Here is a 22537-nt window from a genome sequence, read left to right on the forward strand (position 1 = left end):
GGAAACATCCGCGGGGGCCTTCCTCTTGGCTCCCTTGGCCTCAGTCGAGAGTGACGCGGCCGTCCAGGATGCGCTGACCGGTCTCCTCCGGACCGAGGATTCGCTCCAGATCCGCGAGAACCGATGCGAAGAATTCCGGCAGATCCGCGAAGAGATCCAGGTCCTCCACGTCGCCGTCACTCCACTGCCCCACCGAACCCGTTTCCGCGTCGATGAAGAAGCCGTACATCTCACCGCACGCGTAGGATTCGGCGGCGAAAGGAATCCACTGCTTCCGCCAATAGGCCACGTCCTCGTTCGGGCCAGGCATCATCTGATGGTGCAGCCGCTCGATGCTCGACAGAGGGAGCAGCGCCCATCCGCCGACGAGGAACTCGCCCTCCGGGCAGGAACCCGTCAGCCCGTTCGACTCGTCGAGCCGGGTGACGGTCCCGTTGCTGACCTTCAGATAGGTACGCAGATCCGCCGGGAACCGCACACCCGTCTTCTCCTCGACGGCGGCGATCTCCTCCTCGCTCGCCGCGTCCCCCAACGCACGGTGACTGACCGGCGCGTTCTCACGCAGCCAGGACACGACACGCTGCCACGACTCGCCCACACCACTCGGCACGCATACCTCCATCGGAGAATCCACTGATCGAGCGGACGCTACGGGAACGCCAGCGCGTCCGGCCCGAGGGCGGGCACCAGGCCCTCGGCCGCCGCGCGCGTCAGCAGGCCGCGGATCGCGGCGTAGCCGTCCTCGCCCAGGTCCGCGGTGAACTCGTTCACGTACAGGCCGATGTGCTGGTCCGCGACGGACGGGTCCATCTCCTGGGCGTGCGCGAGGACGTACGGGCGCGACGCCTCCGGGTCGTCCCAGGCCATCCGGACCGACGTGCGGACCGACTCGGCGAGCAGCTTCAGCGTGTCCGCGCCCAGCGAGCGCTTGGCGATGATCGCGCCGAGCGGGATCGGCAGGCCGGTGGTGTCCTCCCAGTGCCGGCCCATGTCGGCCAGGTTGTGCAGGCCGTAGTTCTGGTACGTGAAGCGCGCCTCGTGGATGACCAGGCCGGCGTCCACCTTGCCGTCCCGGACCGCCGGCATGATCTCGTCGAACGGCATGACGACGATCTCGCCGACCCCGCCCGGGACCACCTCGGCCGCCCAGAGCCGGAAGAGCAGATACGCGGTGGAGCGCTCGCTCGGTACGGCGACGGTCTTCCCGGTCAGGTCGGTGCCCGCCTCGCGGGTGAGGACGAGCGGGCCGCAGCCCCGGCCCAGCGCGCCGCCGCACGGCAGCAGCGCGTACTCGTCGAGGACCCAGGGCAGCACCGCGTACGACACCTTGAGCACGTCCAGCTCGCCGCGCTCGGCCATGCCGTTGGTGAGGTCGATGTCCGCGAACGTGACGTCCAGCGCCGGCGCGTCGGGGACCCTGCCGTGCGCCCAGGCGTCGAAGACGAACGTGTCGTTCGGGCAGGGCGAGAAGGCGATGCGCAGCGCGTCAGCCTGCGGTGTCGTCTCGGTCATGGCGGGTCCAGCCTTCCAGTACGGGTATGAGCTTCCCGAACGCCCCGGCCAGCGCGGTCAGCGCGTCGCCGATGCGCCAGGCGTCGCGGTCGCGCGGGCCGACGGTGTTCGACACGGCCCTGATCTCCAGGACCGGTACGCCGGCGAGGTGCGCCGCCTCCGCGACCCCGAAGCCCTCCATGGCCTCGGCGGCGGCGTGCGGGTGGGCGGCCAGCAGGGCGGTGGTGCGCTCCGCCGTGCCGGTGACGGTGGAGACGGTGAGGATGTCGCCGGTGGCCGCCCCGGTCGCGGCGGCGGCCTCCCGGACCAGCGCGGGCGGCGGGGCGAACCGGTCGCGGCCGAAGCCGAGCGCCGTCACGGGCAGGAAGCCGTCCGGGGTGTCCGCGCCCAGATCGGCGGCCACGATCGCCTCGGCCACGACGAGCGAGCCCAGCGGGGCGGTTGGCGCGAAACCGCCGCCGATGCCCGCCGAGATCACCAGGTCGTAGCGGTCGGCGGCCAGGGCGAAGGCCGCCGACGCCGCCGAGGCGGCCGGGCCCGCGCCACCGGCGAGGACGTCCAGCGGACCGGTGCGGTGGATCTCCGCGCCGCGCACCCGACGGACCTCGGGCTCGTCCCCGTACGCACGCGTGACCGCGTCCCGTTCGACCGGGACCGCGGTCACGACGAGTACACGCACGTCAGTCGGTCTTCTCCAGCTTGAAGTGCCAGATGCCGATCACGTCGTTGCCCTTGGTCTCCACCACGCTGATCTGCGTGTTCTTCGCGGCGGCCTCGCCGGTCTGGCTGGAGAAGAAGGCGCTGCCCGAGATCGAGCGGTAGGTCTTCTTGAACGGCTCCTGCTCGGCGTTGCGGCCGTCGATGAAGAGCGTCCAGCCGTTGTCCGCGACCTCGGGGTCGACCCCGAAGTGGACCGTGTCGGTCATCCCGACCTCGACGGTCTTCTCCGCCTCCTTGTTGAGGCACTTCTCGGCCTCGGACCTCTTGAGGGCCTTGCCGTCGTTGTAGCAGGCGGCCTCGGAGCTCACCGAGTCGTCGCCGACCGTCACGGTGGCGAGCGGCGTCGGCTTGTCGCAGGCGGAGAGGACAAGGAGTCCCGCGGACACGGCACCAAGAGCGACGCCGATTCGACGGCCCTTACCGGAGAAGAACGCAACGGTCATGGGCCGAAGGCTATCGGTCGCTCCCGCTCACGCCACGCGGGGGTGCGGCGAGCCGCGCCGCGCGGCGCCCAGCAGCCCCCGTACGGAGGCGGACGCGCCGAGTGCGAGCAGCCCGGCGGCGACGGACATGCCGAGTACGCCGTTGAGGGGGAGGGCGATGCCGATCGCGCCGCCGACCACCCAGGCCATCTGGAGCGCCGTCTCGGAGCGGGCGAACGCCGACGTCCGCACCTCCTCCGGCACGTCGCGCTGGATCATCGCGTCCAGCGACAGCTTCGACAGGGCCTGCGTGAGCCCCGCCGTCGCGGCGAGCGCGGCGACCATGACCGTGGAGAAGAAGACGGCCGCGAGGACCGCCACGCCGAGCGCCAGGCCCAGCACCGAGGCGACGATGACCTCGGGGCCGCGCGCCCTCAGCCAGGAGCCCACCGCCGTGCCCAGCGCGTTGCCCACGCCCGCCGCCACGCCGACGATGCCCAGCGAGATCGCGGCGCTCTGCCCGGCGAGCGGGTGCTCGCGCAGCAGGAACGCCAGGAAGAAGATCAGGAACCCGGAGAGCGCCCGGTGCGCGGCGTTGGCCTGGAGGCCGTGCAGCACGGACGGGCCGACCGACCGAAGGCCCGGCCGCCGCTCGCCGTTCTCCCGCCGCTTGCGCCCCTTGGACCCGGCCTTCGTGGCGGAGGACCGCACCGGCTCCGGGCGGGGCGCGCCCTCGCCGTGCGGCGGTACGAGCTGCGCCCGGCGTTCGCCCTTCGCCGAGTCGACCTTGGGCGGCAGCGTGAACGCCAGGGCCGCGCCCCCGGCGAACACCGCGCACGCCCCGTACAGCGGCCACGGCGAGCCGATCATCTGGAGCCCCGCCCCGACCGGCGCGGCGGCCCCGGTGGCCAGCAGCCCGGCGAGGGTGACCCGCGAGTTGGCCTTCACCAGCGAGAACTTCGGTGGCAGCAGGCGCGGTACGACGGCGCTGCGCACCACCCCGTACGCCTTCGAGCAGACCAGCACGCCGAGCGCCGCCGGATACAGCTCCAGGCCGCCGGTGGCGACCGCGCCCGACATGGTGAGCGCCAGCAGTGCCCGCGCGAGCATGGAACCGGCCATCGCGGCGCGGCGGCCGTGCGGCAGGCGGTCCAGGAGCGGGCCGATGACCGGGGCGAGCAGGATGAACGGCGCCATCGTCACGGCGAGGTACAGCGCGACGCGGCCGCGTGCCTGGTCCGTCGGTACGGAGAAGAACACGGTGGACGCGAGTGCGACGGTGATCATCACGTCGCCCGCGCCGTTCACCGCGTGCAGCTCGATCAGTTTGCCGAGACCGCTCTCGCCGGCGCCGTGTGCGTGTGTCGCCTTCCTGATGGAGCGGGCGGTGCCGGTGAACGGCGTTTTCAGGGCATGACCGATCGACCGGCCCGTCCTGCGGAAGGGGCCGGGCCCGTCGTGCGACCTGGCAGAAGCCACTTGGTCATACTGCCCCAGGACCGGGCGATGCGAACCGGCCTCGCTGCGGGGCACGGCCCGGACCGCCCCGTCGGGTCAGTGATCGGCCAGGTGGCGGGGGGTGCGGGGGCTCGCCGGACCGGGTGGGCGGAGGGCGGCGCGCGGTGCCGAAACGGCGTCGTTTGGGACGGCAGGTGGGCGGGGAGCGGCGGAGAGGGTAGCGTGCGTAGCGCGCCACCGGCGGTTGTTCTCGGCCGCGCGCCTCTCGGCGATCCCGCAGAATGGATTGCGGAAGGCGTGCCCGAGGTTGGCTCAACGGGTGTGGACGTCGACGCGGCCCCCAGGTCCGCTCCGTCCGCGACCGTATGGCCGGAATCGATGGTCGATGTGCTGGCGCGCTCGTGAGACTGGCGTAGGAGAGAAGCGAGACCTGTGAGTGCTGCGACGACGCGAGGCCGTACGGCCCGTACCGCCCGTACCCCCGCTCCCGACCGTCTGTGCGCCGAGGCCGTGGACCTCGCCCGCGCCGCGGCCGAGGAGGCTGCCGCGCCAGGGGTCGTGGGTGAGCATGTCGGCGTGGTCTCCGAGGGAGACCGGGTCGTCACGCACTACTTCGAGTGCGAGGACCCCGGCTACCGGGGCTGGCGCTGGGCGGTGACGGTCGCGCGGGCCTCCCGCGCGAAGAACGTCACGCTGGACGAGACCGTGCTGCTGCCCGGCAGCGACGCGATCCTCGCCCCCGAGTGGGTGCCGTGGAGCGAGCGGCTGCGGCCGGGCGACATGGGCCCGGGCGACCTGCTGCCGACCGAGGCGGACGACCTGCGCCTGGAGCCCGGCTACACCGGCGCGGACGAGCCGCCGCCGAACTCCCCGGTCACCGGCGAGCTGGCCGAGCTCGTCGACGTCGAGGACGCGGAGCTGACGACGCGCCCGGGCCCGGCCGCGCGCGGGTCGATCGCGGCGGTCGCGGAGGAGCTGGGCCTGCGGCGGGCGCGGGTGCTGTCCCGGTACGGGCTGCACTCGGCGGCGGACCGCTGGGAAGAGGAGTTCGGCCCCAAGACACCGATGGCCCAGGCCGCGCCCGCCTCGTGCGCGTCCTGCGCCTTCCTGATGCCGCTGGCGGGGTCGCTGCGGCAGGCGTTCGGGGTCTGCGCGAACGAGTTCGCTCCGGCGGACGGGCGCGTGGTGTCGCTGTCGTACGGGTGCGGGGGGCACTCGGAGGCGGCGGTCATGCCGAAGCCGCCTGCGGCGGTTGCGCATCGGCTGGACACGGTGCGGGTGGACGAGTATGCGTTGCACGGTGAGCCGTCCTCGTCGGAGGACGCGGGCGACGCGTAGCCGGGCGTGCGCCCGGGGCCGTGTGGCCTCGGGCGCGCCGGTGGACCGGTTCCGTCCTCAATCGCCGGACGGGCTTGAGATGCGGCCCCGGTCCGGACCGGCTCGCCGCCCCCGGGCGGACCGGTTCCGTCCTCAATCGCCGGACGGGCTTGATTCGGGCCGGCGCGGACTTCTTACCGCGGGACGCTTCGGGCCGGCGCGAGCCGTACGGCCCGCACTAGCCCGCACCCGGCCAACCCCAGCCCGCACCCGGCCAACCCCAGCCCGTCCGGCGATTGAGGACGGAACCCTTGAGGCGGGGGCCCCGCGCCCCGGGGGGACGGTGAGTCGGAGGGCCCGGGCGGTACCCGGTAGCTTCGCGGGGTACGCGTTACCGGCAACCGGCAGAGGGAGTACGCGCGTGAGCATCAACGCGACGGAGGGCGACCCGTTCGGCACCGCGCGGCTGCGGCGCGGCGTGCTCGACGCCTGGGGCGCGGGCCCGGCGCGGTTCCGGGAGGACGCCAACGCCGAGGAGGACCTCGCGCTCGGCGGCTACCGCGACCGCCTCGTCGTCGAGCTCGCCCAGAACGCCGCCGACGCCGCAGCCCGCGCCGGGACACCGGGCCGCCTGCGGCTCACCCTGCACCCGGCGGCGGACGGCACCCCCGCCGTCCTCGCCGCCGCGAACACCGGCGCACCCCTGGACGCCACCGGCGTCGAGTCGCTGTCCACGCTGCGCGCGTCCGCGAAGCGCGAGGGGCACGAGGGCGCCGTGGGCCGGTTCGGCGTGGGGTTCGCCGCCGTGCTCGCGGTCAGCGACGAGCCGGCGGTCCTCGGCCGGCACGGCGGTGTCCGCTGGTCCCTCGCGGAGGCCCGCGAGCTCGCCCGGGAGGCCGCCGTCGGCAGCCCCGGCCTGGGCGACGAGCTGCGCCGCCGCGACGGCCACGTACCGCTGCTGCGCCTCCCGCTGCCCGCCGAGGGCACCGCGCCCGACGGTTACGACACCGTCGTCGTGCTGCCGCTGCGCGACGGTGTCGCCGAGGACCTGGTGGGCCGGCTGCTGGCCGCCGTGGACGACGCACTGCTCCTCACGCTGACCGGGCTCGACGAGGTGGTCGTCGAGACCCCGGAGACCGTACGCACCCTGCGCCGCACGCAGCACGGCCCGTACACGCACATCGAGGACTCCGCGCACGGCACCAACCGCTGGCGCACCGCCGTCCACCACGGCCCGATCGAGCCCGCCCTGCTCGCCGACCGGCCGCTGGAGGAACGGCTGCGCCCGCACTGGTCGGTGACCTGGGCGGTCCCGGTGGACGAGGACGGCGCCCCGGTCCGCCCCCGTACCGCACCCGTCGTGCACGCGCCGACGCCCACCGACGAACCGCTCGGCCTGCCCGCGCTGCTCATCGCCTCGCTGCCGCTGGACACCACCCGGAGGCACCCCGCGCCCGGACCGCTCACCGACTTCCTGGTGCGGCGCGCGGCCGACGCGTACGCGGAGCTGCTCGGCGACTGGGAGCCGGTGTCCGTCGCGACGATCTCCCTGGTCCCGGGCCCGCTCGGGCAGGGCGGGGTGGACGGCGCGCTGCGCGGCGCGATCCTGGAGCGGCTGCCGCGCGTGGCGTTCCTGGAACCGGCCGCCCCGCGAGACCCTGCTGCTGAGCCGGAGCGCTGGGACGGCTGGGACGGCGACGAGGGCGTCCGCAAGGACACCGTCGCGCTGCGGCCGGTCGAGGCCGAGGTGGTGGAGGGCGTCGGCGCGCAGACCGTCGCCGTGCTCGCCGAGGTGCTGCCGTGCCTGCTGCCCGCAGGTCTTGAGCGCCGCGTCGAACTGCGCACGCTGGGCGTCGCCCGCGTCCCGCTGACCGAGGCGATCGACCGGCTGGCCGGTCTTGAGCGCGAACCCGCCTGGTGGCGGCGCCTGTACGACAGCCTGACCGGGGTGGACCCGGACCGGCTGTCGGGGCTCCCGGTACCGCTCGCCGGAACGGGGACGGCGGGGGGCGGCCCGGACGCCCCGCCGGCCCTCCCCCGCACCACCATCGGCCCCCGCCAGGTCCTCCTCCCGCTTCCCGACGCCCTGGCCGGCCCCGTCCTCGACCGCATCGGCCGGCTCGGGCTCAAGGTCGCGCATCCGGACGCCGCGCACCCGCTCCTGGAGAAGCTGGGCGCTCTGCCCGCCACGCCTCGCGCCGTGCTGACGACCCCGCAGGTGCGGGCCGCCGTCGCGGGGTCGCTGGACGCGGGGGAGATCTGGGACGAGGACGCGCTCGACGGCGACGAGCTGGTGGAGACCGTGCTCGCCCTGGTCCGGGACGCGGCCCTGGAGCCGGGCGACGAGCCCTGGCTCGGGGCGCTCGCGCTGCCCGACGAGGACGGCGAACTCGCCCCCGCCGGGGAACTCGTGCTGCCGGGGAGCCCGTTCGCGGCCGTGATGCGCGAGGGTGAACTCGCCCTGTGCGACGCGGAGCTGGCCGGCCGCTGGGGCGAACAACCGCTCACCGCCTGCGGGGTGCTCGCCACCTTCGCCCTCGTACGGGCCACCGACGTCGTCCTGGACCCGGACGAACTGGAGCCGCGCGACAGCGACTTCGCGGAGCCGGACGACGCCGGGCTGCTCGACGCCGTGGACGTGTGGTGCGAGGACATCCTCGACCAGCTGCCGGACAGCCCGGTGCCGCCCGTGGCCACCGAGCTCGTCGCCGTACGCGACCTCGACCTCGTCGACGACGACGCCTGGCCGCAGGCGCTCGCGCTCCTCGCCCGGCCGCCGCTTCGGGACGCGCTCACCCAGCCAATCCGGGTGCTGCTCCCGGACGGCACCACGCAGTCCGTCCGCCCGTACACGGCGTGGTGGCTGCGCGGGCACCCGGTGCTGGACGGCCGCCGCCCGGCCGGACTGCGCGCCCACGGCGGCGACGCCCGGCTCGCGGGCCTGTACGACTCCGCCGACGCGACCGGCTTCGACGACGCCGAGGTGCTCCGCGCCCTGGGCGTACGGACCTCGGTCGACGCCCTGCTGGACGAGCCGGGTGGAGCCGCCGAGCTCCTGGGCCGCCTCGCGGACGAGGACCGCCCGGTCACCGCCGTACAACTGCACGCCCTGTACACCGCGTTGTCCGCGCTCGACCCGGAACAGGTCACGCTGCCGGACGAGCTGCGGGCGGTCGTGGACGGCGAGGTGCGGGTGGCCGACGCGGTGGACGCGGTGATCGCGGACGCGCCGGACCTGCTGCCGCTCACCTACGGGCTGCCGCTGCTGCCCGTCGCCCCGGCGCACGCGGCGGAGCTGGCCGAGCTGTTCCAGGTGCGGCGGCTCGGCGAGAGCGTCGAGGCCGAGGTCACGAGCGACGGCGAGGAGCACGCGGTGCCCGAGTCCGTCCGCGTCCTGCTGGGGCCCGCCACCCCGGCGACGTACATCGAGCACGGCGAGCTCCGCGCGGGAGGCGTCGAACTGGACTGGCGCCGCACCCCGGACGGCGTGGTGCACGCCGCGACGCTGGAGGGCGTCGCGGCGGGCCTGGCCTGGGCCGCCGGCCAGTGGCCCCGCCGCTTCGAGGTCGCGGCGCTCCTGGAGGACCCGTCCCGTACGGCGGAACTGGCCCGGGACCGCTGGTTCGACTGAGGCCCGGGCCGGGCGAAAGGGCGCGGCAGTCTGTGGCAACTACACCGATTTGTGTGACCTTCGCAGAATCTTCAAACCCTGCACAACCCTTCACATCCGTTGACCGTCTGGTCTGTTGAGTCACCCCGACTCGACCGACCGATCGGCCCGAGGGGTCCGCGCGCGCGGACCCGGGCCCTTTCCCACGGGGAAGCACACATGCGCATGCGCACATCCGCCGCCGTCCTCACCGGCGCCCTGGCCCTGTCCGCCCTCGCCATACCGGCCGCCCAGGCCGACGGCGGCTACGGCAACACCACGATCACCAAGGTCACGGTCAACGGCGGCAAGAACGTGGTTCTCGGTACCAGCGCGGTCAAGAAGTTCACCGTCTCCGTGACGGCGAAGGACAACTCCGGCATCAAGGGCGCCGACATCGCCCTCCACGGGCCGGGCTTCGGCTACATGACCGGCAAGACCCGCTGCTCCGGCAGCACCTGCACGGCGTCGTTCACCGTGGACCCGAAGGTCGACCTGCCGTACTCCAACGACTACGCCGGCACCTGGTACGTGGACGCGTGGGTGGACGCCAAGGACGGCGACTACATCTGGAAGGAGAAGGCCCGCTCCTTCAAGTTCCAGCGCGCGTCGAAGCAGACCGTCAACGCCTCGCCCGAGCCCGTCAAGAAGGGCAAGACCATCACCGTCACCGGCTGGCTCTCGCGCGCCAACTGGGACGACTTCAAATACCACGGCTACACCGGCCAGTCCGTCAAGCTGCAGTTCCGCAAGAAGAGCAGCAAGACGTACACCACGGTGAAGACCGTGAAGACGAACAGCAAGGGCGACCTGAAGACCACCGTCAAGGCGTCCGTCGACGGCTACTGGCGCTACAGCTTCGCGGGGACGTCCACCACCCCGGCGGCCACCGCCACGGGTGACTACGTCGACGTGAAGTAGTCCGGACGGGGCCGCCGCTTCCCCTGTACGGGGACTACACCGGGAAGCGGCGGCCCACCAGCCGCCACGCGTACTCCAGCGCGGCCGACGCCACCACCGCGATGCCCACCGCCGCCCACGGCATCTGCGCGCCCACCAGCTTCAGCGCGAAGAAGTCCTGGAGCCACGGCACCGCCAGCACCACCAGGAACGCCAGCCCCATCGCGGCCACCAGGCAGACCCGCCACCAGGTGTACGGGCGGGCGATGATCGCCAGGACCCACATCGAGACCAGGAACAGCGTCAGCGTCGCCGCGCTCGTCTCCGCGTCCAGCGCCCCCGTACCGGCGTAGTGGTGCCGGGCGACCAGGTACGTCACGAAGGTCGCGGCGGCGGCGATGACGCCCGAGGGGATCGCGTACCGCATGACGCGGCGCACGAAGTGCGGGTGCGCGCGCTCCTTGTTCGGGGCCAGCGCCAGGAAGAACGCGGGGACGCCGATCGTCAGCGTCGACAGCAGGGTCAGATGGCGCGGCAGGAACGGGTACTCGACCTGGAAGCAGACCACCAGGACGGCCAGCAGCACCGAGTACACGGTCTTCGTCAGGAACAGGGTCGCGACGCGGGTGATGTTGCCGATCACGCGGCGGCCCTCGGCGACCACGGACGGCAGGGTCGCGAAGCTGTTGTTCAGCAGCACGATCTGGGCGACCGCGCGCGTCGCCTCGGAGCCGGAGCCCATGGAGACGCCGATGTCGGCGTCCTTCAGCGCGAGGACGTCGTTGACGCCGTCGCCCGTCATCGCCACGGTGTGCCCGCGTGACTGGAGCGCGGCGACCATCTCCCGCTTCTGCTGCGGGGTGACGCGGCCGAACACCGCGTTCTGCTCCATCGCGGTCGCCATCTCGTCCGCGTCCTCCGGGAGCCTGCGCGCGTCCTGGGGGTGGTCCGCGCCCTCCATCCCGAGCTTCGCGGCGACCGCGCCGACCGAGACCGCGTTGTCGCCGGAGATCACCTTCGTCGCGACCCGCTGCTCGCCGAAGTAGGCGAGGGTCTGCCCCGCGTCGGGCCGCAGCCGCTGCTCCAGGACGATCAGCGCGGCCGGCTCCGCCCCCTCGGCCGCGTCCGGGGCGTCCAGCTCGCCCCGCGTCCGGGCGAGGAGCAGCACCCGCAGCCCCTGCTCGTTGAGCTGTTCCACCTCCGCGAGCGCCGGGTCGTCCTCGGCCAGCAGCACGTCGGGCGCGCCGAGCAGCCAGGCGGAGGACGCGCCGCCGTCCTCGTCGAACGCGGCGCCGCTGTACTTGCGGGCGGAGGAGAACGGCAGCGTGCCGGTGATCCGCCGGCCGCCGTCCTCCGGGGCCGGGTAGGCGTCGATGATCGCCTGGAGGCTCGCGTTGGGCCGGGGGTCGGACGCGCCGAAGGCCGCCAGGACGCGGCGCAGATACGGTTCGTCTGTGCCGTTCAGCGCGCGGACCTCGGTGACGTCCATGCCGCCCTCGGTGAGCGTGCCGGTCTTGTCCAGGCAGACGACGTCGACCCGGGCCAGGCCCTCGATGGCGGGCAGCTCCTGCACGAGGCACTGCTTGCGGCCCAGGCGTACGACACCGATCGCGAAGGCCACCGAGGTCAGCAGGACCAGGCCCTCCGGGATCATCGGGACGATCCCGCCGACCGTGCGGGCGACCGAGTCCTTGAAGTTGTGCTCCTTGACCACCAGCTGGCTGATCACCAGGGCGGTCGCCGTCGGCACCATCATCCAGGTGATGTACTTGAGGATCGTCGAGATGCCGCTGCGCAGCTCGGACCGTACGAGCGTGAAGCGGGACGCCTCCTCGGCGAGCTGCGCCGCGTACGCCTCGCGCCCCACCTTCGTCGCGGTGAACGCGCCGCCGCCGGCGACGACGAAGCTGCCGGACATCACTGTGTCGCCGGCCTTCTTGATGACCGGGTCGGCCTCGCCGGTGAGCAGGGACTCGTCGATCTCCAGGCCGTCCGCCTCGGCGACCGTGCCGTCGACGACGACCTTGTCCCCGGGGCCCAGTTCGACCAGGTCACCGAGGACGATCTCCGAGGTGTGGATCTCACCGGCCTTGCCGTCGCGCCGGACCACGGGTTTCGACTCACCGATGACCGCGAGGCTGTCGAGGGTCTTCTTGGCCCGCCACTCCTGGACGATGCCGATGGCGGTGTTGGCGACGATCACGAAGCCGAACAGGCTGTCCTGGATCGGTGCGACGGACAGCATGATCACCCAGAGCACACCGATGATCAGGTTGAACCGGGTGAAGACGTTGGCCCGGACGATCTCGGTCAGCGACCGCGAGGACCGCACCGGTACGTCGTTGACCTCGCCCCGCGCGATCCGCTCGGCCACCTCGGCCGAGGTGAGCCCGCGCCCGGAAGCGTCGGTGTGCCGCTTCCCGGAAAGTTCGGATGCCCGCTGCGTCATGGTTCAGACGGTACGGGCGGAACGTGCGGGGCACCCGCTGGGGCGTACGAAGATCAGACCGGGGGAGGACCGGAATCGTCCCGTGGTTGTACGAGAGCTCAGTCGCCCTGGGCCGCTGCCGCCGCGCGCTTGAGGGCCGCGTCCCGTCCGCGTACGTACCAGATGCCGATCAGGCCCAGGCCCGCGCCGGCCAGGCAGGTCCACACCCACCACAGGTGGCCGTGGTCGTCGAACCAGCCGTAGAACGGGATCTGGACCAGGAAGAGGACGAACCAGAGGATCGTGCCGCCGGTGATGGTCGCGACGACCGGCCCCTCCAGGGGCTCCGGCGCCTCGTGCTTCGGTGTCCACTTCTCCATGCGGTCAGTGTATGCGGCGCGTATGTAAGTGCGTTCGGGCCAGTCGGCCCAAGGGTCTACGCGCGGAGATAGCGATCTTCGCCTTATGTATTCATACTGAATCTGCTTAAGACTGGCTCGAATTATTCGTGTGAACGTCCAAAGCTGACTGTTTTTAACCCCCCGCTACGTACGTACTGAGGTCATACATGTCCCCCTCGGCCACCGCTCCGGTCGATGCCTCGCCTCCCCAGCCCACTGGCGGCCTGGACCGTTTCTTCAAGATCTCCGAGCGGAAGTCGTCGGTCGCCCGCGAGATCCGCGGCGGATTCGCGACCTTCTTCGCGATGGCCTACATCATCGTGCTGAACCCGATCATCCTCGGCAGCGCGAAGGACGTGAACCAGCACCTCCTCGACCACGGCCAGCTGGTCACCGCGACCGTCATCACCGCCGCGTTCTCCACCCTGCTCATGGGTGTCATCGGCAACGTGCCGATCGCGCTGGCCGCGGGCCTCGGCGTCAACACCGTCGTCGCCCTCCAGCTCGCCCCCCGGATGACCTGGCCCGACGCCATGGGCATGGTGGTCCTCGCGGGCATCGTGGTCATGCTGCTGGTCGCGACCGGGCTGCGGGAACGCGTGATGAACGCCGTACCGGGCTCGCTGCGCAAGGGCATCGCCATCGGTATCGGCCTGTTCATCCTGCTGATCGGCCTCGTCGACTCCGGCTTCGTCTCGCGCATGCCCGACAAGGCGATGACCACCGTCCCGCTCCAGCTCGGCGGCGACGGCCACCTCAACGGCTGGCCGGTCCTGATCTTCGTCCTGGGCGCGCTGCTCACGCTGATCCTGATCGTCCGCAAGGTGCCGGGCGCGATCCTGATCTCCATCGTGACGATGACCGTCGTCGCGCTGGTCATCAACGCCGTCGCGGACCTGCCGGGCGAGGCCTGGGGGCTGACCGTCCCGAAGTGGCCGGGCAATCCGGTGGCGTCGCCGGACTTCGGGCTGCTGGGTCACTTCAGCCTGTTCGGCGGCTTCCACAAGGTCGGCGTCCTCACCGGCATCCTGTTCGTCTTCACCGTGCTGCTGTCCTGCTTCTTCGACGCGATGGGCACCATCCTCGGTGTCGGCGACGAGGCGAAGCTGACGGACTCCAAGGGCCACTTCCCCGGCATCAACCGGGTGCTCTTCGTCGACGGTGTCGCGGTCGCCGCGGGCGGTGCGAGCTCCTCCTCCGCATCGACCTGCTTCGTGGAGTCCACGGCGGGCGTCGGCGAGGGGGCCCGTACGGGTCTGGCCAGCATCGTCACGGGTCTGCTGTTCACGGTGGCGCTGTTCCTCACGCCGCTGGCGACCATGGTCCCCTCGCAGGCGGCCACCCCGGCGCTGCTGGCGGTGGGCTTCCTGATCATCGCGGGCTCGGTGCGGGACATCGACTGGAGCGACTTCACGCTCGCGATCCCGGCGTTCCTCGCCATGGTCATGATGCCGTTCACGTACTCGATCACCAACGGCATCGGCATCGGCTTCATCGCGTTCAGCGTGCTGCGGCTGGCCTCCGGGCGAGGCCGGGAGGTGCCGGCGGCCATGTACGCGGTGTCGGCGGTCTTCGTCTTCTACTACATGATGCCGGCGCTCGGTCTCACGTAAGGGCGCCTCACGTAAGGGCGGCGAGCGGGCCGGCCCCGGGGGTCAGGTGACCTCCTCGGCCGGCACGCCGTCCGCGGGGCAGAGCTTCTCCGGCCCGTAGAACTTCTCCGTCTCCTCGACGGCCGCCTGGAAGCGCTCGTCGAAGTCGTCGCGAATGAGCGTCCGGACCACATAGTCCTGGACGCTCATTCCGCGTTTCGCGGCGTGCTGCTTGAGCCGGTCGAGCAGCTCACCGTCTATGCGCAGGCTGAGCACTGTCGATCCCATGGCAAGCAGGGTTACGTCCCGCGGCCCCGACGCGCGTGATTTTCCGCCACCGACTCACTCGTTTGGGTGATCGATTGGTGATCCGGCCCTCCCGGGCGAGTGATCCCGCTCTCGCGCGTGTACCACGAGTGGTCTTTAGTATAGGTAATGAGTTACGCTAACAAACATGCCTGACCTGATCCACGACAGCGACAGTGCCGCCGCCGTGAGCTCCCTTCGTTCCGCCGTCATGCTGCTCAGCCGGCGCCTCAAGCACCAGCGCGTCGACGAGTCGCTGAGCCCGACCGAGATGTCGGTGCTCGGGACTCTCGCCCGTTGCGGCTCCGCCACTCCCGGTGAGCTGGCCCGGCGGGAGCACGTACAGCCGCCGTCGATGACCCGCATCGTCGCGTTGCTGGAATCGAAGGGCCTGGTCAGGCTGGAACCGCACCCCGATGACCGTCGTCAGAAGATGATCAGCCGGACCGAGCAGGCCGAGGCCATGCTCGCCGAGAGCCGCAAGAAGCGGAACGCCTGGCTGACCACCCTCGCCGAAGGCCTGGACGAGGACGAGTGGGAGACGCTGCGCAACGCGGCGCCCGTGCTGGAGAAGCTCGCCCACCTGTAGCGGCGAGGCCCGCCGCAGTCCCGTCAGTCACGCAATGCCCACGCCGAGGAGGCGAACCCTTTTGAGTACGGGATCCGGAGCAGACTCCGCCCCCGCACCGACTTCCACCCACGAGAGCAAGCCCGGCGGGACCTTCTCGTCGCTGAAGATCCGCAACTACCGCCTGTTCGCCACGGGCGCCGTGATCTCCAACACCGGTACCTGGATGTCCCGCATCACGCAGGACTGGCTCGTCCTGAGCCTCACCGGGTCCGCCGCCGCCGTCGGTATCACCACGGCACTCCAGTTCCTCCCCATGCTGCTGTTCGGCCTGTACGGCGGCGTCATCGCCGACCGGCTGCCGAAGCGCAAGCTCCTGCTCGTCAGCCAGGCCGCCCTGGGCGCCTGCGGTGTCGTGCTCGCCGTGCTCACGCTCTCCGGCGTGGTGCAGGTCTGGCACGTCTATCTGATCGCGTTCCTGCTCGGCATGGTCACCGTCGTGGACAACCCGGCCCGCCAGGCCTTCGTCTCCGAGATGGTCGGCCCCGCCCAGCTGCGCAACGCGGTCAGCCTGAACTCGGCGAACTTCCAGTCCGCCCGGCTCATCGGTCCCGCCGTCGCGGGTGTGCTGATCACCACGGTCGGCAGCGGCTGGGCCTTCATGTTCAACGGCCTGTCGTTCCTCGCGCCGCTCGTCGGCCTGATGATGATGCGGACGAGCGAGCTCCACAAGTCCGTCGTCGTGCCGCGCGCCAAGGGGCAGCTCCGTGAGGGGCTGCGGTACGTCTCGGGCCGCCCCGAGCTGATCTGGCCGATCGTCCTGGTCGGCTTCGTCGGCACGTTCGGCTTCAACTTCCCGATCTGGCTGACGGCCTTCGCGGACGAGATCTTCCACGGCGGCGCAGGGATGTACTCGTTCTTCAACATCCTCATGGCGGCCGGCTCGCTGGCCGGCGCCCTGCTCGCCGCCCGCCGCCGCTCCTCGCGGCTGCGGATGCTGGTCGCCGCCGGTACGGCGTTCGGCCTGCTGGAGATCGTCGCGGCGCTCGCGCCGAACGTCTGGGTCTTCGCGGTCCTGCTGGTCCCGATCGGCATGATCGGCCTGACGACCAACATCAGCGCCAACACCAGCGTCCAGATGGCGGCCGACCCGGCCATGCGCGGCCGGGTGATGAGCCTGTACATGATGGTCTTCGCCGGCGGTACGCCGGTGGGCGCCCCGATCGTCGGCTGGATCAGCGACGCGTACGGTGTCCGCACCGGCATGGTGGTCGGCGGCGCGCTGTCCCTGGCGGCCGCGGTCGGTATCGGCGTCGTCCTGGCCCGCCTCGGCGGCCTGCGCCTGAAGGTCGACCTGCGCCCGGGCCGCCCGCGCGTACGGTTCGTGCAGCGCGAGCAGCTGGCGACCGCGGCGTAGGGGTTTCCCCTCCGTACGCGACTACGCGACTACGCGGCCCCGCTCCCGGTTCTCCGGGGCGGGGCCGCGTCGCGTGTACGAATGCCGGGCCGGTTACGCTCGTCGGGTGGACCCGAAGACCAGAAACCGCATCATGGCGGCCGTGCTCGTACTGATGTTCGCCGTCGTCGCCGTGGCGGCCGCCCTCGGCTAGGCCCTGTTTACCAGGCGAAGTTCTACCAGGCGAAGTTCTCCGGCGACGGGCCCGGACCCGGGAAGATCTCCTCCAGCGCGTCCAGCACCTCCGCCGACAGCTCCAGCTCCACCGCGCGCAGCGCCGAGTCGAGCTGCTCCCGCGTGCGCGGGCCGGAGATCGGGCCGGTGATCCCGGGCCGCGTCAGCAGCCAGGCGAGGCCCACCTCACCGGGCTCCAGGCCGTGCTTGTCGAGCAGGTCCTCGTACGCCTGGACCTGCGCCCGCACCTTCGGGTCGGCCAGCGCGTCGCCGGAGCGGCCGGAGGTGGAGCGGGCGCCGCCGCCCTCGCGCTCCTTGCGGATGGCGCCGCCGAGCAGACCGCCGTGCAGCGGGGACCACGGGATGACCCCGAGGCCGTACTCCTGGGAGGCCGGGATGACCTCCATCTCGGCGCCGCGCTCCATCAGGTTGTAGATGCACTGCTCGCTGACCAGGCCGTAGCTGCCCCGCTGCCGGGCGCGCTCGTTGGCCTGGGCGATCTTGTAGCCGGAGAAGTTCGAGGAACCGGCGTACAGGACCTTGCCCTGCTGGATCAGTACGTCGATGGCCTGCCAGATCTCCTCGATCGGGGTCGACCGGTCGACGTGGTGGAACTGGTACAGATCGATGTGGTCCGTCTGGAGCCGCTTCAGGCTGGCGTCGACGGCCCGGCGGATGTTGACGGCGGACAGCTTGTCGTGGTTCGGCCACGCCTCGCCGTCGGCGCCCATGTTGCCGTAGACCTTGGTGGCGAGCACGACCTTGTCGCGGCGGTCGCCGCCCTGCGCGAACCAGGTGCCGAGGATCTCCTCGGTACGGCCCTTGTTCTCACCCCAGCCGTAGACGTTCGCGGTGTCGAAGAAGTTGACGCCCGCGTCCAGCGCGGCGTCCATGAGGGCGTGACTGTCGCTCTCGTTGGTCTGGGGGCCGAAGTTCATCGTCCCCAGGACGAGGCGGCTTACCTTGAGTCCGGTGCGTCCGAGCTGCGTGTACTTCATGACCCCCAAGCCAACTCCTTCGAGCGCACTCGAAGCAAGCGTGCGCCCCTCATGGCCGCGCGAAACGGTTCAGCGCGGCGAGGATCGCCCGGGTCGTCGCCGCCCCGCCCAGGTGGCCCGCGTCCTCGATCACCGTCAGCTCCGCGTCCGGCCACGCCTTGGCCAGCTCCCACGCCGTGGCCAGCGGCCCGCCCATGTCCAGCCGTCCGTGCACCAGCACCCCGGGAATCCCGGCCAGCCGCCCCGCGTCCCGGATCAGCTGCCCCTCCTCCAGCCAGGCGCCGTGCGAGAAGTAGTGCGAGCAGATCCGCACCAGCGCCGCCTGCGCCCGGCCGGGCCGCCCGCTGTACGGGGGAGGGCCCGTGTACGCCTCCCCGGACAGCACCGCGTCCTCCCAGGCGCACCACTCGGCCGTCGCCCGCTCCCGTACCGCCGGATCGGGGTCCACGGTCCGCCGGGCGTACGCGGCGAGCACGTCCGGGGTCGCGTCGCTCGCGGCCTCGGGGACGTGGGCCCGGAAGCGGTCCCACGCCTCGGGGTGGAAGAGCCCGGCGCCCCGGTACAGCCAGTCGGTCTCGGAGCGCCGGGTCGTGGTCACCGCCGGGATCACGATCTCGGTGACCCGCTCCGGGTGCCGCTCGGCGTACGCCAGGATCAGCGTGGAGCCCCAGGAACCCCCGTACAGCAGCCAGCGGTCGACGGAGAGGTGTGCGCGGAGGCGTTCCATGTCGGCGATCAGGTGGTCCGTGGTGTTGTGCCGCAGGTCGACGGCCGGGTCGCTCGCGTGCGGGGTGGAGCGCCCGCAGTTCCGCTGGTCGAAGAGGACGACGCGGTAGCGCTCCGGGTCGAAGGACCGCCGGGCGCCCTCGGTGCAGCCGGACCCCGGCCCGCCGTGGACGACGACGGCGGGCTTCCCGGCCGGGTTGCCGCAGACCTCCCAGTAGACGTGGTTGCCGTCGCCGACGTCGAGCATGCCGTGCTCGTAGGGCTCGATCGGCGGGTACTTCTCGTCGCGCATGACGCTGCGTCTCCCTCGCTCGGCGGCGGTACAGCTTAGGCCCGCACGGTCGTAGCCTGATCGTCGTGAACGCGACTCCCGAGGTACTCGCCGTACTGGACGACCTGCTCGCCGCCGCGGGCCCCGACGACCGGGGCGCCCTGTGGCAGCTCGACCGGCAGGGGAGGGAGCTGGACGCCAACCTCGTGCGGCTGCCCCCGGGCGCGGAGGTCGGGGAGCACCAGGAGGACGTGCTCGACGTGCTCCTGGTCGTCCTCGCGGGCAGCGGCCGCCTCACCCCCGGCGACGGCGCGGACCCCCTGACCCTGACCCCGACGACGGCGACCTGGCTGCCCCGCACCTCCCGCCGCTCCCTGACGGCGGGCCCGGACGGCCTCGCCTACCTGACGGTCCACCGCCGCCGCCCCGGCCTCACGCTCAAGCCGACGGTGTACGCGCAGGAGGGCGGCGAGGCGCCGTGCGCGCTGGACCGGGTCTGCCCGGAGTGCGGGCGGATGTCCCCGGAGTCGGCGCCGGTGTTCTGCAGCGCCTGCGGGGAGCGGTTTCCGGGGCGGTGAGTTCTTCCGGGGACACGGGGGCCGGGCGCCACTGAGCCCGCGTCAGTGCTTCGGCCGGCGCCGCCGTCCCAGCAGGAGGATTCCCGCCGTGGCCAGCGCGAAGGCACCGGCCACCGCATAGAGGGTGGTGGCCGTGCCGGTGTCCGCGAGGCCACCGTGCGGAGGCCGGTGGTGGTGGCCGTCGTGGTCCGGAGGCCGTACGGGGTGGCTGTGCGTCGGGTGCGGACCGGGGGCGGAGTCCGTCGGCGTCGGCGTGGGGGGCGAGTCCGTGGGGGACGGCGTAGGCGTGGGTGTCGGGTCCGTGGGGGACGGCGTAGGCGTGGGTGTCGGGTCCGTGGGGGACGGCGTAGGCGTGGGTGTCGGGTCCGTGGGGCTCGGGGTGGGGGACGGTGACGGGCCGTCGCCGGTGCAGTCGATGTCGGCCGCGAACGGGAACTGGTGGATCTCGCCCGCGTTCACGGACGTCGTGCCGTCCTCGCTGAGCGGCCCGGCCGTGAGTTCCCGTACGACGATCGTGCCCTCGATGTTCGAGGCGTCGAGGTCCGTGAGGTGGGCGCGGGGCGCGTAGATCGTGCCCTCCAGCGAGTCGCCGTCCGCGATCGTGATGTCGGTGGCGTCGGGGAAGTTCCACAGCATGTACGGGGCCTGGTCGCCGGAGACGCCCGCGAGGTTCGGGATGTGCCAGGTGTACGTACCGCCCGTGCCGGTCGTGTCGACGTCGACCACGAACGGGGTGGTCGCCGTCGGCTGGTTGTCGAAGGTGATCTCGGAGAGGTTGTTCAGCTGCTCGCCGGTCAGCCGGAGCACGTTCGTCTCGCCCTCGGTGAGCCTGACGTGTGCGCTCGTCCCGGCCGGGAAGCCCGTCTGGTCGGGGAGCGGGTCGCCTGCGGCGTCGCGCAGGATCACGTTGGCGGAGCAGGTGTCGATGGCGTCCGAGCGGTCGCGGAAGGTCGAGAAGAGCGCGTCGAGGTCGGGCAGCCCGGTGGTGTCGGTGACGGACGCGACGGGTTGGTGAATCGTTTCCTGAATTCGGGGCGTGGAGTCGTACCCGGCGCCCTCGGGGACGATGTGGGTGTTGACCTCGGCGTTGTTGGAGTCCTGGTTCAGGATCGAGGAGCCGGTCGGGTCGCCGACCTTCACGTACCCCTGGCTGAGGACCTGGAGCACGCCCTGCGGCGAGCTGGCCGCATGATCGATTCTGCCGCCCACGAGCAGCGCGGTCGGGCGGTCGTCGCCGGGCGCGGTGAACGTGCCGGGGGTGTGCAGTGCGACGTTGTAACCCGGCCCGTAGGTGAGGTTCCCGCCGATGGCCACCGAGCCCTCGGTCTCCGTACTGCCCAGCACGGCGTCGTCCTGGACGAGCACCCCGAATCCGTTGTCCCCGGCCAGCGGGTTGCCGGAGTAGTCGGCCGTGGCGGGGACGGCGGCGGCCAGGCACAGGAGGCAGGCGGTCGTGGCGACGGTACTGGTGCGTTTCATGCGGGGGAACGTAAGCCCGCGCGCCCGGCCGTCCGGGGCGGCGAGGCCGTGGACCACCCGCACGGACCCCGACGTCCCCACGACTGGCGGTCGCCCGCCCGGTCCTTCCGCGGGCCGGGGAACCGGGCGCGCCCGCAAGCCCGTCCTGGTGGGAGATGGCAGAGGCAAGGGTGAAGCGGAAGTCCGGCGCGGCGGGGGCCGTCGCCCCGAGGCGGGCGTGGGACCGCGCCGGCCGGCGCGGGCGGGTCACGGCCGGGCTCGCGGCCCTGACCGCGCTCCTGCTCGTCGGCCATCGGGCCGTCCCCAACACCCCCGGCCACCTCGGGAGCCTCCTGGAGGCGTTCCTCCCGTGGCTCGGCCTCGCCGTCGTACCCCTGCTGACCGTGGCCGTGCTGCGCCGGTCGGTGCTCGCGCTGGTGGCGGTGGTCCTGCCGGTGGCGGCGTGGGCGTACGCGTTCGGCGGGCTGTTCCTCCCGGCGGGGGACCCGGGCCCGCGTGATCTGGTCGTCGTGCAGCACAACGTCAGCGATGTGAACGCCGACCCGACGGGCACGGCCCGCGCGCTGGCGGCCGAGGGCGCCGACCTGATCGCGCTGGAGGAACTGGTGCCCGGCGCGCTGCCGGCGTACGAGAAGGCCCTCGCGGCGAAGTACCCCTTCCACGAGGTCCGGGGCACCGTGGGGATCTGGTCCCGGCACCCCCTCTCCGGCACCCGGACCGTGGACATCAAGCCCGCGGACATCACGGAGGGCTGGAGCCGGGGCCTGCGCACGGTAGCCCGCACCCCGCACGGCGAGGTCGCGGTGTACGTGGCCCACCTGCCGTCGTTCCGCCTCGGCGCGGGAGGCCTGGGCACCGCCCGGCGCGACGAGAGCGCCCGGCTGCTGGGCCGGGCGCTGGATGCCGAGGCGACGGGTCCGGTGATCGTGCTGGGCGACCTGAACGGCACGGTGGACGACCGGGGCCTGGCGCCGCTGACCTCGCGGTTGCACGTCTCCGAGCGCGGCTTCGCGTTCAGCTTCCCCGCGTCCTTCCCGCTGGCCAGGATCGACCAGGTGATGGCCCGCGAGGCGACGGTCGGCCGCGTCCGCACGCTTCCCGCGACGGGCAGCGACCACCTGCCGGTGACGGCGAGGGTGACGCTGGACTGAGGGGTGCGCCGAGGGGTGCGCGTGTCAGAGGCGGACCGTCATCGCCACGGTCACGTCGTCGCCCGCCGCGAGGCCTTGTGGCGCACGGACCGCGTTCTTGAGCGGCAGCAGATAGCCGCCGTCCTTCGGGAAGAGCGACGTGGTGAAGGCGGTCCCGCCGATCTCGGCCTCGACCGGGACCACGCCCCAGCCGTACGAGCTCAGCGCGGCGACCTCGCGGATGTCGTCGGCCTGCTCCTCGGGTACGGGGGCGAAGTAGTACGGCGCGGGGCCGCGCCACTCGATGACGCGGCTGCTGAACACGACTCTCACGGCTGTGTCCGTTCGTCGGGGTTTCGTCGGGGTTCCGTCGGGGCCGACCGAGCCGGTCAGCGTAGCCGGTGGCGGGGGCGCGCGAAATCGGGGTGCGCCGCTCGCACGTCGTCCCTATG

20 protein-coding genes are annotated in these 22537 nt (G+C 72.3%); 8 read left to right on the plus strand and 12 right to left on the minus strand.

Annotation, left to right across the window (positions count from 1 at the left end):
- Positions 1–40: 40 nt before the first annotated feature.
- Genes OG242_RS17965 through OG242_RS17985 form a run of 5 tightly spaced genes read right to left on the minus strand, consistent with a single transcriptional unit; the run spans position 41 to position 4133 of the window.
- On the minus strand, positions 41–610 hold the full coding sequence (locus tag OG242_RS17965; RefSeq protein ID WP_405899134.1) for an SMI1/KNR4 family protein: 570 nt from the start codon (positions 608–610) through the stop codon (positions 41–43).
- Between the two features lie 38 nt (positions 611–648).
- Positions 649–1512 carry a 1,4-dihydroxy-6-naphthoate synthase gene (locus tag OG242_RS17970; RefSeq protein WP_405899135.1) on the minus strand — a complete coding sequence of 288 codons (864 nt, stop codon included), beginning with the start codon at positions 1510–1512 and terminating at the stop codon, positions 649–651.
- Complete coding sequence (locus OG242_RS17975; protein WP_405899136.1) at positions 1487–2191, minus strand: futalosine hydrolase; 705 nt, start codon at positions 2189–2191, stop codon at positions 1487–1489. The genes OG242_RS17970 and OG242_RS17975 overlap by 26 nt, the downstream gene beginning before the upstream one ends.
- A 1-nt stretch (position 2192) precedes the next feature.
- Positions 2193–2675, minus strand: coding sequence for a DUF2771 domain-containing protein (locus OG242_RS17980; protein ID WP_405899137.1), 483 nt, complete (start codon positions 2673–2675; stop codon positions 2193–2195).
- 27 nt (positions 2676–2702) lie between these two features.
- The gene (locus OG242_RS17985) at positions 2703–4133 is read right to left on the minus strand and encodes an MFS transporter (RefSeq protein WP_405899138.1); all 1431 of its coding nucleotides are present in this window, start codon (positions 4131–4133) and stop codon (positions 2703–2705) included.
- A 411-nt stretch (positions 4134–4544) separates the two neighbouring features.
- On the opposite strand from OG242_RS17985, the gene OG242_RS17990 reads away from it, so the two are divergent.
- The 3 genes from OG242_RS17990 (at position 4545) to OG242_RS18000 (ending at position 9999) form a co-directional block, all read left to right on the plus strand.
- Positions 4545–5450 carry a DUF3027 domain-containing protein gene (locus OG242_RS17990; RefSeq protein WP_405899139.1) on the plus strand — a complete coding sequence of 302 codons (906 nt, stop codon included), beginning with the start codon at positions 4545–4547 and terminating at the stop codon, positions 5448–5450.
- Between the two features lie 400 nt (positions 5451–5850).
- Positions 5851–9060 carry a sacsin N-terminal ATP-binding-like domain-containing protein gene (locus OG242_RS17995; protein ID WP_405899140.1) on the plus strand — a complete coding sequence of 1070 codons (3210 nt, stop codon included), beginning with the start codon at positions 5851–5853 and terminating at the stop codon, positions 9058–9060.
- 198 nt (positions 9061–9258) lie between these two features.
- Entirely contained in the window at positions 9259–9999 is a 741-nt protein-coding gene (locus OG242_RS18000) for a calcium-binding protein (protein ID WP_405899141.1), read from the plus strand.
- A 34-nt stretch (positions 10000–10033) separates the two neighbouring features.
- Here OG242_RS18000 and OG242_RS18005 read toward each other — a convergent pair whose 3' ends face one another.
- Both OG242_RS18005 and OG242_RS18010 read right to left on the minus strand, forming a co-directional pair.
- On the minus strand, positions 10034–12427 hold the full coding sequence (locus OG242_RS18005; protein ID WP_405899142.1) for an HAD-IC family P-type ATPase: 2394 nt from the start codon (positions 12425–12427) through the stop codon (positions 10034–10036).
- A gap of 98 nt (positions 12428–12525) precedes the next feature.
- Complete coding sequence (locus tag OG242_RS18010) at positions 12526–12786, minus strand: DUF2530 domain-containing protein (RefSeq protein WP_405899143.1); 261 nt, start codon at positions 12784–12786, stop codon at positions 12526–12528.
- A gap of 188 nt (positions 12787–12974) precedes the next feature.
- Between OG242_RS18010 and OG242_RS18015 the strand changes: the two genes are divergently transcribed.
- Positions 12975–14420, plus strand: coding sequence for an NCS2 family permease (locus tag OG242_RS18015; RefSeq protein ID WP_405899144.1), 1446 nt, complete (start codon positions 12975–12977; stop codon positions 14418–14420).
- A 42-nt stretch (positions 14421–14462) separates the two neighbouring features.
- Here OG242_RS18015 and OG242_RS18020 read toward each other — a convergent pair whose 3' ends face one another.
- The gene (locus tag OG242_RS18020; RefSeq protein WP_177153969.1) at positions 14463–14687 is read right to left on the minus strand and encodes a hypothetical protein; all 225 of its coding nucleotides are present in this window, start codon (positions 14685–14687) and stop codon (positions 14463–14465) included.
- Positions 14688–14853: 166 nt separating this feature from the next.
- Here OG242_RS18020 and OG242_RS18025 point away from each other — a divergent pair, with 166 nt between their 5' ends.
- Complete coding sequence (locus OG242_RS18025) at positions 14854–15294, plus strand: MarR family winged helix-turn-helix transcriptional regulator (protein ID WP_405899145.1); 441 nt, start codon at positions 14854–14856, stop codon at positions 15292–15294.
- Positions 15295–15355: 61 nt separating this feature from the next.
- The gene (locus OG242_RS18030; RefSeq protein ID WP_405899146.1) at positions 15356–16690 is read left to right on the plus strand and encodes an MFS transporter; all 1335 of its coding nucleotides are present in this window, start codon (positions 15356–15358) and stop codon (positions 16688–16690) included.
- A 215-nt stretch (positions 16691–16905) separates the two neighbouring features.
- Here the strand turns inward: OG242_RS18030 and OG242_RS18035 are convergent, their stop codons facing one another.
- Positions 16906–17901 (minus strand): aldo/keto reductase, encoded by a 996-nt coding sequence (locus OG242_RS18035; protein WP_405899147.1) that lies wholly within the window; start codon positions 17899–17901, stop codon positions 16906–16908.
- Between the two features lie 49 nt (positions 17902–17950).
- A complete protein-coding gene (gene pip, locus OG242_RS18040; RefSeq protein ID WP_405899148.1) occupies positions 17951–18919 on the minus strand; it encodes a prolyl aminopeptidase in 969 nt (322 codons plus the stop codon).
- Positions 18920–18984: 65 nt separating this feature from the next.
- Here pip and OG242_RS18045 point away from each other — a divergent pair, with 65 nt between their 5' ends.
- Positions 18985–19476 (plus strand): hypothetical protein, encoded by a 492-nt coding sequence (locus tag OG242_RS18045; RefSeq protein WP_405899149.1) that lies wholly within the window; start codon positions 18985–18987, stop codon positions 19474–19476.
- A 42-nt stretch (positions 19477–19518) separates the two neighbouring features.
- Here OG242_RS18045 and OG242_RS18050 read toward each other — a convergent pair whose 3' ends face one another.
- Positions 19519–20955, minus strand: coding sequence for a collagen-binding domain-containing protein (locus OG242_RS18050; RefSeq protein ID WP_405899150.1), 1437 nt, complete (start codon positions 20953–20955; stop codon positions 19519–19521).
- 155 nt (positions 20956–21110) lie between these two features.
- Between OG242_RS18050 and OG242_RS18055 the strand changes: the two genes are divergently transcribed.
- Complete coding sequence (locus OG242_RS18055; RefSeq protein ID WP_405899151.1) at positions 21111–22106, plus strand: endonuclease/exonuclease/phosphatase family protein; 996 nt, start codon at positions 21111–21113, stop codon at positions 22104–22106.
- 24 nt (positions 22107–22130) lie between these two features.
- Here the strand turns inward: OG242_RS18055 and OG242_RS18060 are convergent, their stop codons facing one another.
- Positions 22131–22418 carry a DUF1905 domain-containing protein gene (locus OG242_RS18060; protein WP_405899152.1) on the minus strand — a complete coding sequence of 96 codons (288 nt, stop codon included), beginning with the start codon at positions 22416–22418 and terminating at the stop codon, positions 22131–22133.
- Positions 22419–22537: the final 119 nt, after the last annotated feature.

The organism is Streptomyces sp. NBC_00727, from assembly GCF_045161745.1.
Classification (GTDB): domain Bacteria; phylum Actinomycetota; class Actinomycetes; order Streptomycetales; family Streptomycetaceae; genus Streptomyces.

Coding starts and splice junctions, on each gene's coding strand:
- OG242_RS17980 (WP_405899137.1), bottom strand. CDS start 2,675: ATGACCGTTGCGTTCTTCTCCGGTAAGGGCCGTCGAATCGGCGTCGCT.
- OG242_RS18000 (WP_405899141.1), top strand. CDS start 9,259: ATGCGCATGCGCACATCCGCCGCCGTCCTCACCGGCGCCCTGGCCCTG.
- OG242_RS18005 (WP_405899142.1), bottom strand. CDS start 12,427: ATGACGCAGCGGGCATCCGAACTTTCCGGGAAGCGGCACACCGACGCT.
- OG242_RS18010 (WP_405899143.1), bottom strand. CDS start 12,786: ATGGAGAAGTGGACACCGAAGCACGAGGCGCCGGAGCCCCTGGAGGGG.
- OG242_RS17970 (WP_405899135.1), bottom strand. CDS start 1,512: ATGACCGAGACGACACCGCAGGCTGACGCGCTGCGCATCGCCTTCTCG.
- OG242_RS18020 (WP_177153969.1), bottom strand. CDS start 14,687: ATGGGATCGACAGTGCTCAGCCTGCGCATAGACGGTGAGCTGCTCGAC.
- OG242_RS18035 (WP_405899147.1), bottom strand. CDS start 17,901: ATGAAGTACACGCAGCTCGGACGCACCGGACTCAAGGTAAGCCGCCTC.
- OG242_RS18050 (WP_405899150.1), bottom strand. CDS start 20,955: ATGAAACGCACCAGTACCGTCGCCACGACCGCCTGCCTCCTGTGCCTG.
- OG242_RS18055 (WP_405899151.1), top strand. CDS start 21,111: ATGGCAGAGGCAAGGGTGAAGCGGAAGTCCGGCGCGGCGGGGGCCGTC.
- OG242_RS18025 (WP_405899145.1), top strand. CDS start 14,854: ATGCCTGACCTGATCCACGACAGCGACAGTGCCGCCGCCGTGAGCTCC.
- pip (WP_405899148.1), bottom strand. CDS start 18,919: ATGCGCGACGAGAAGTACCCGCCGATCGAGCCCTACGAGCACGGCATG.
- OG242_RS18015 (WP_405899144.1), top strand. CDS start 12,975: ATGTCCCCCTCGGCCACCGCTCCGGTCGATGCCTCGCCTCCCCAGCCC.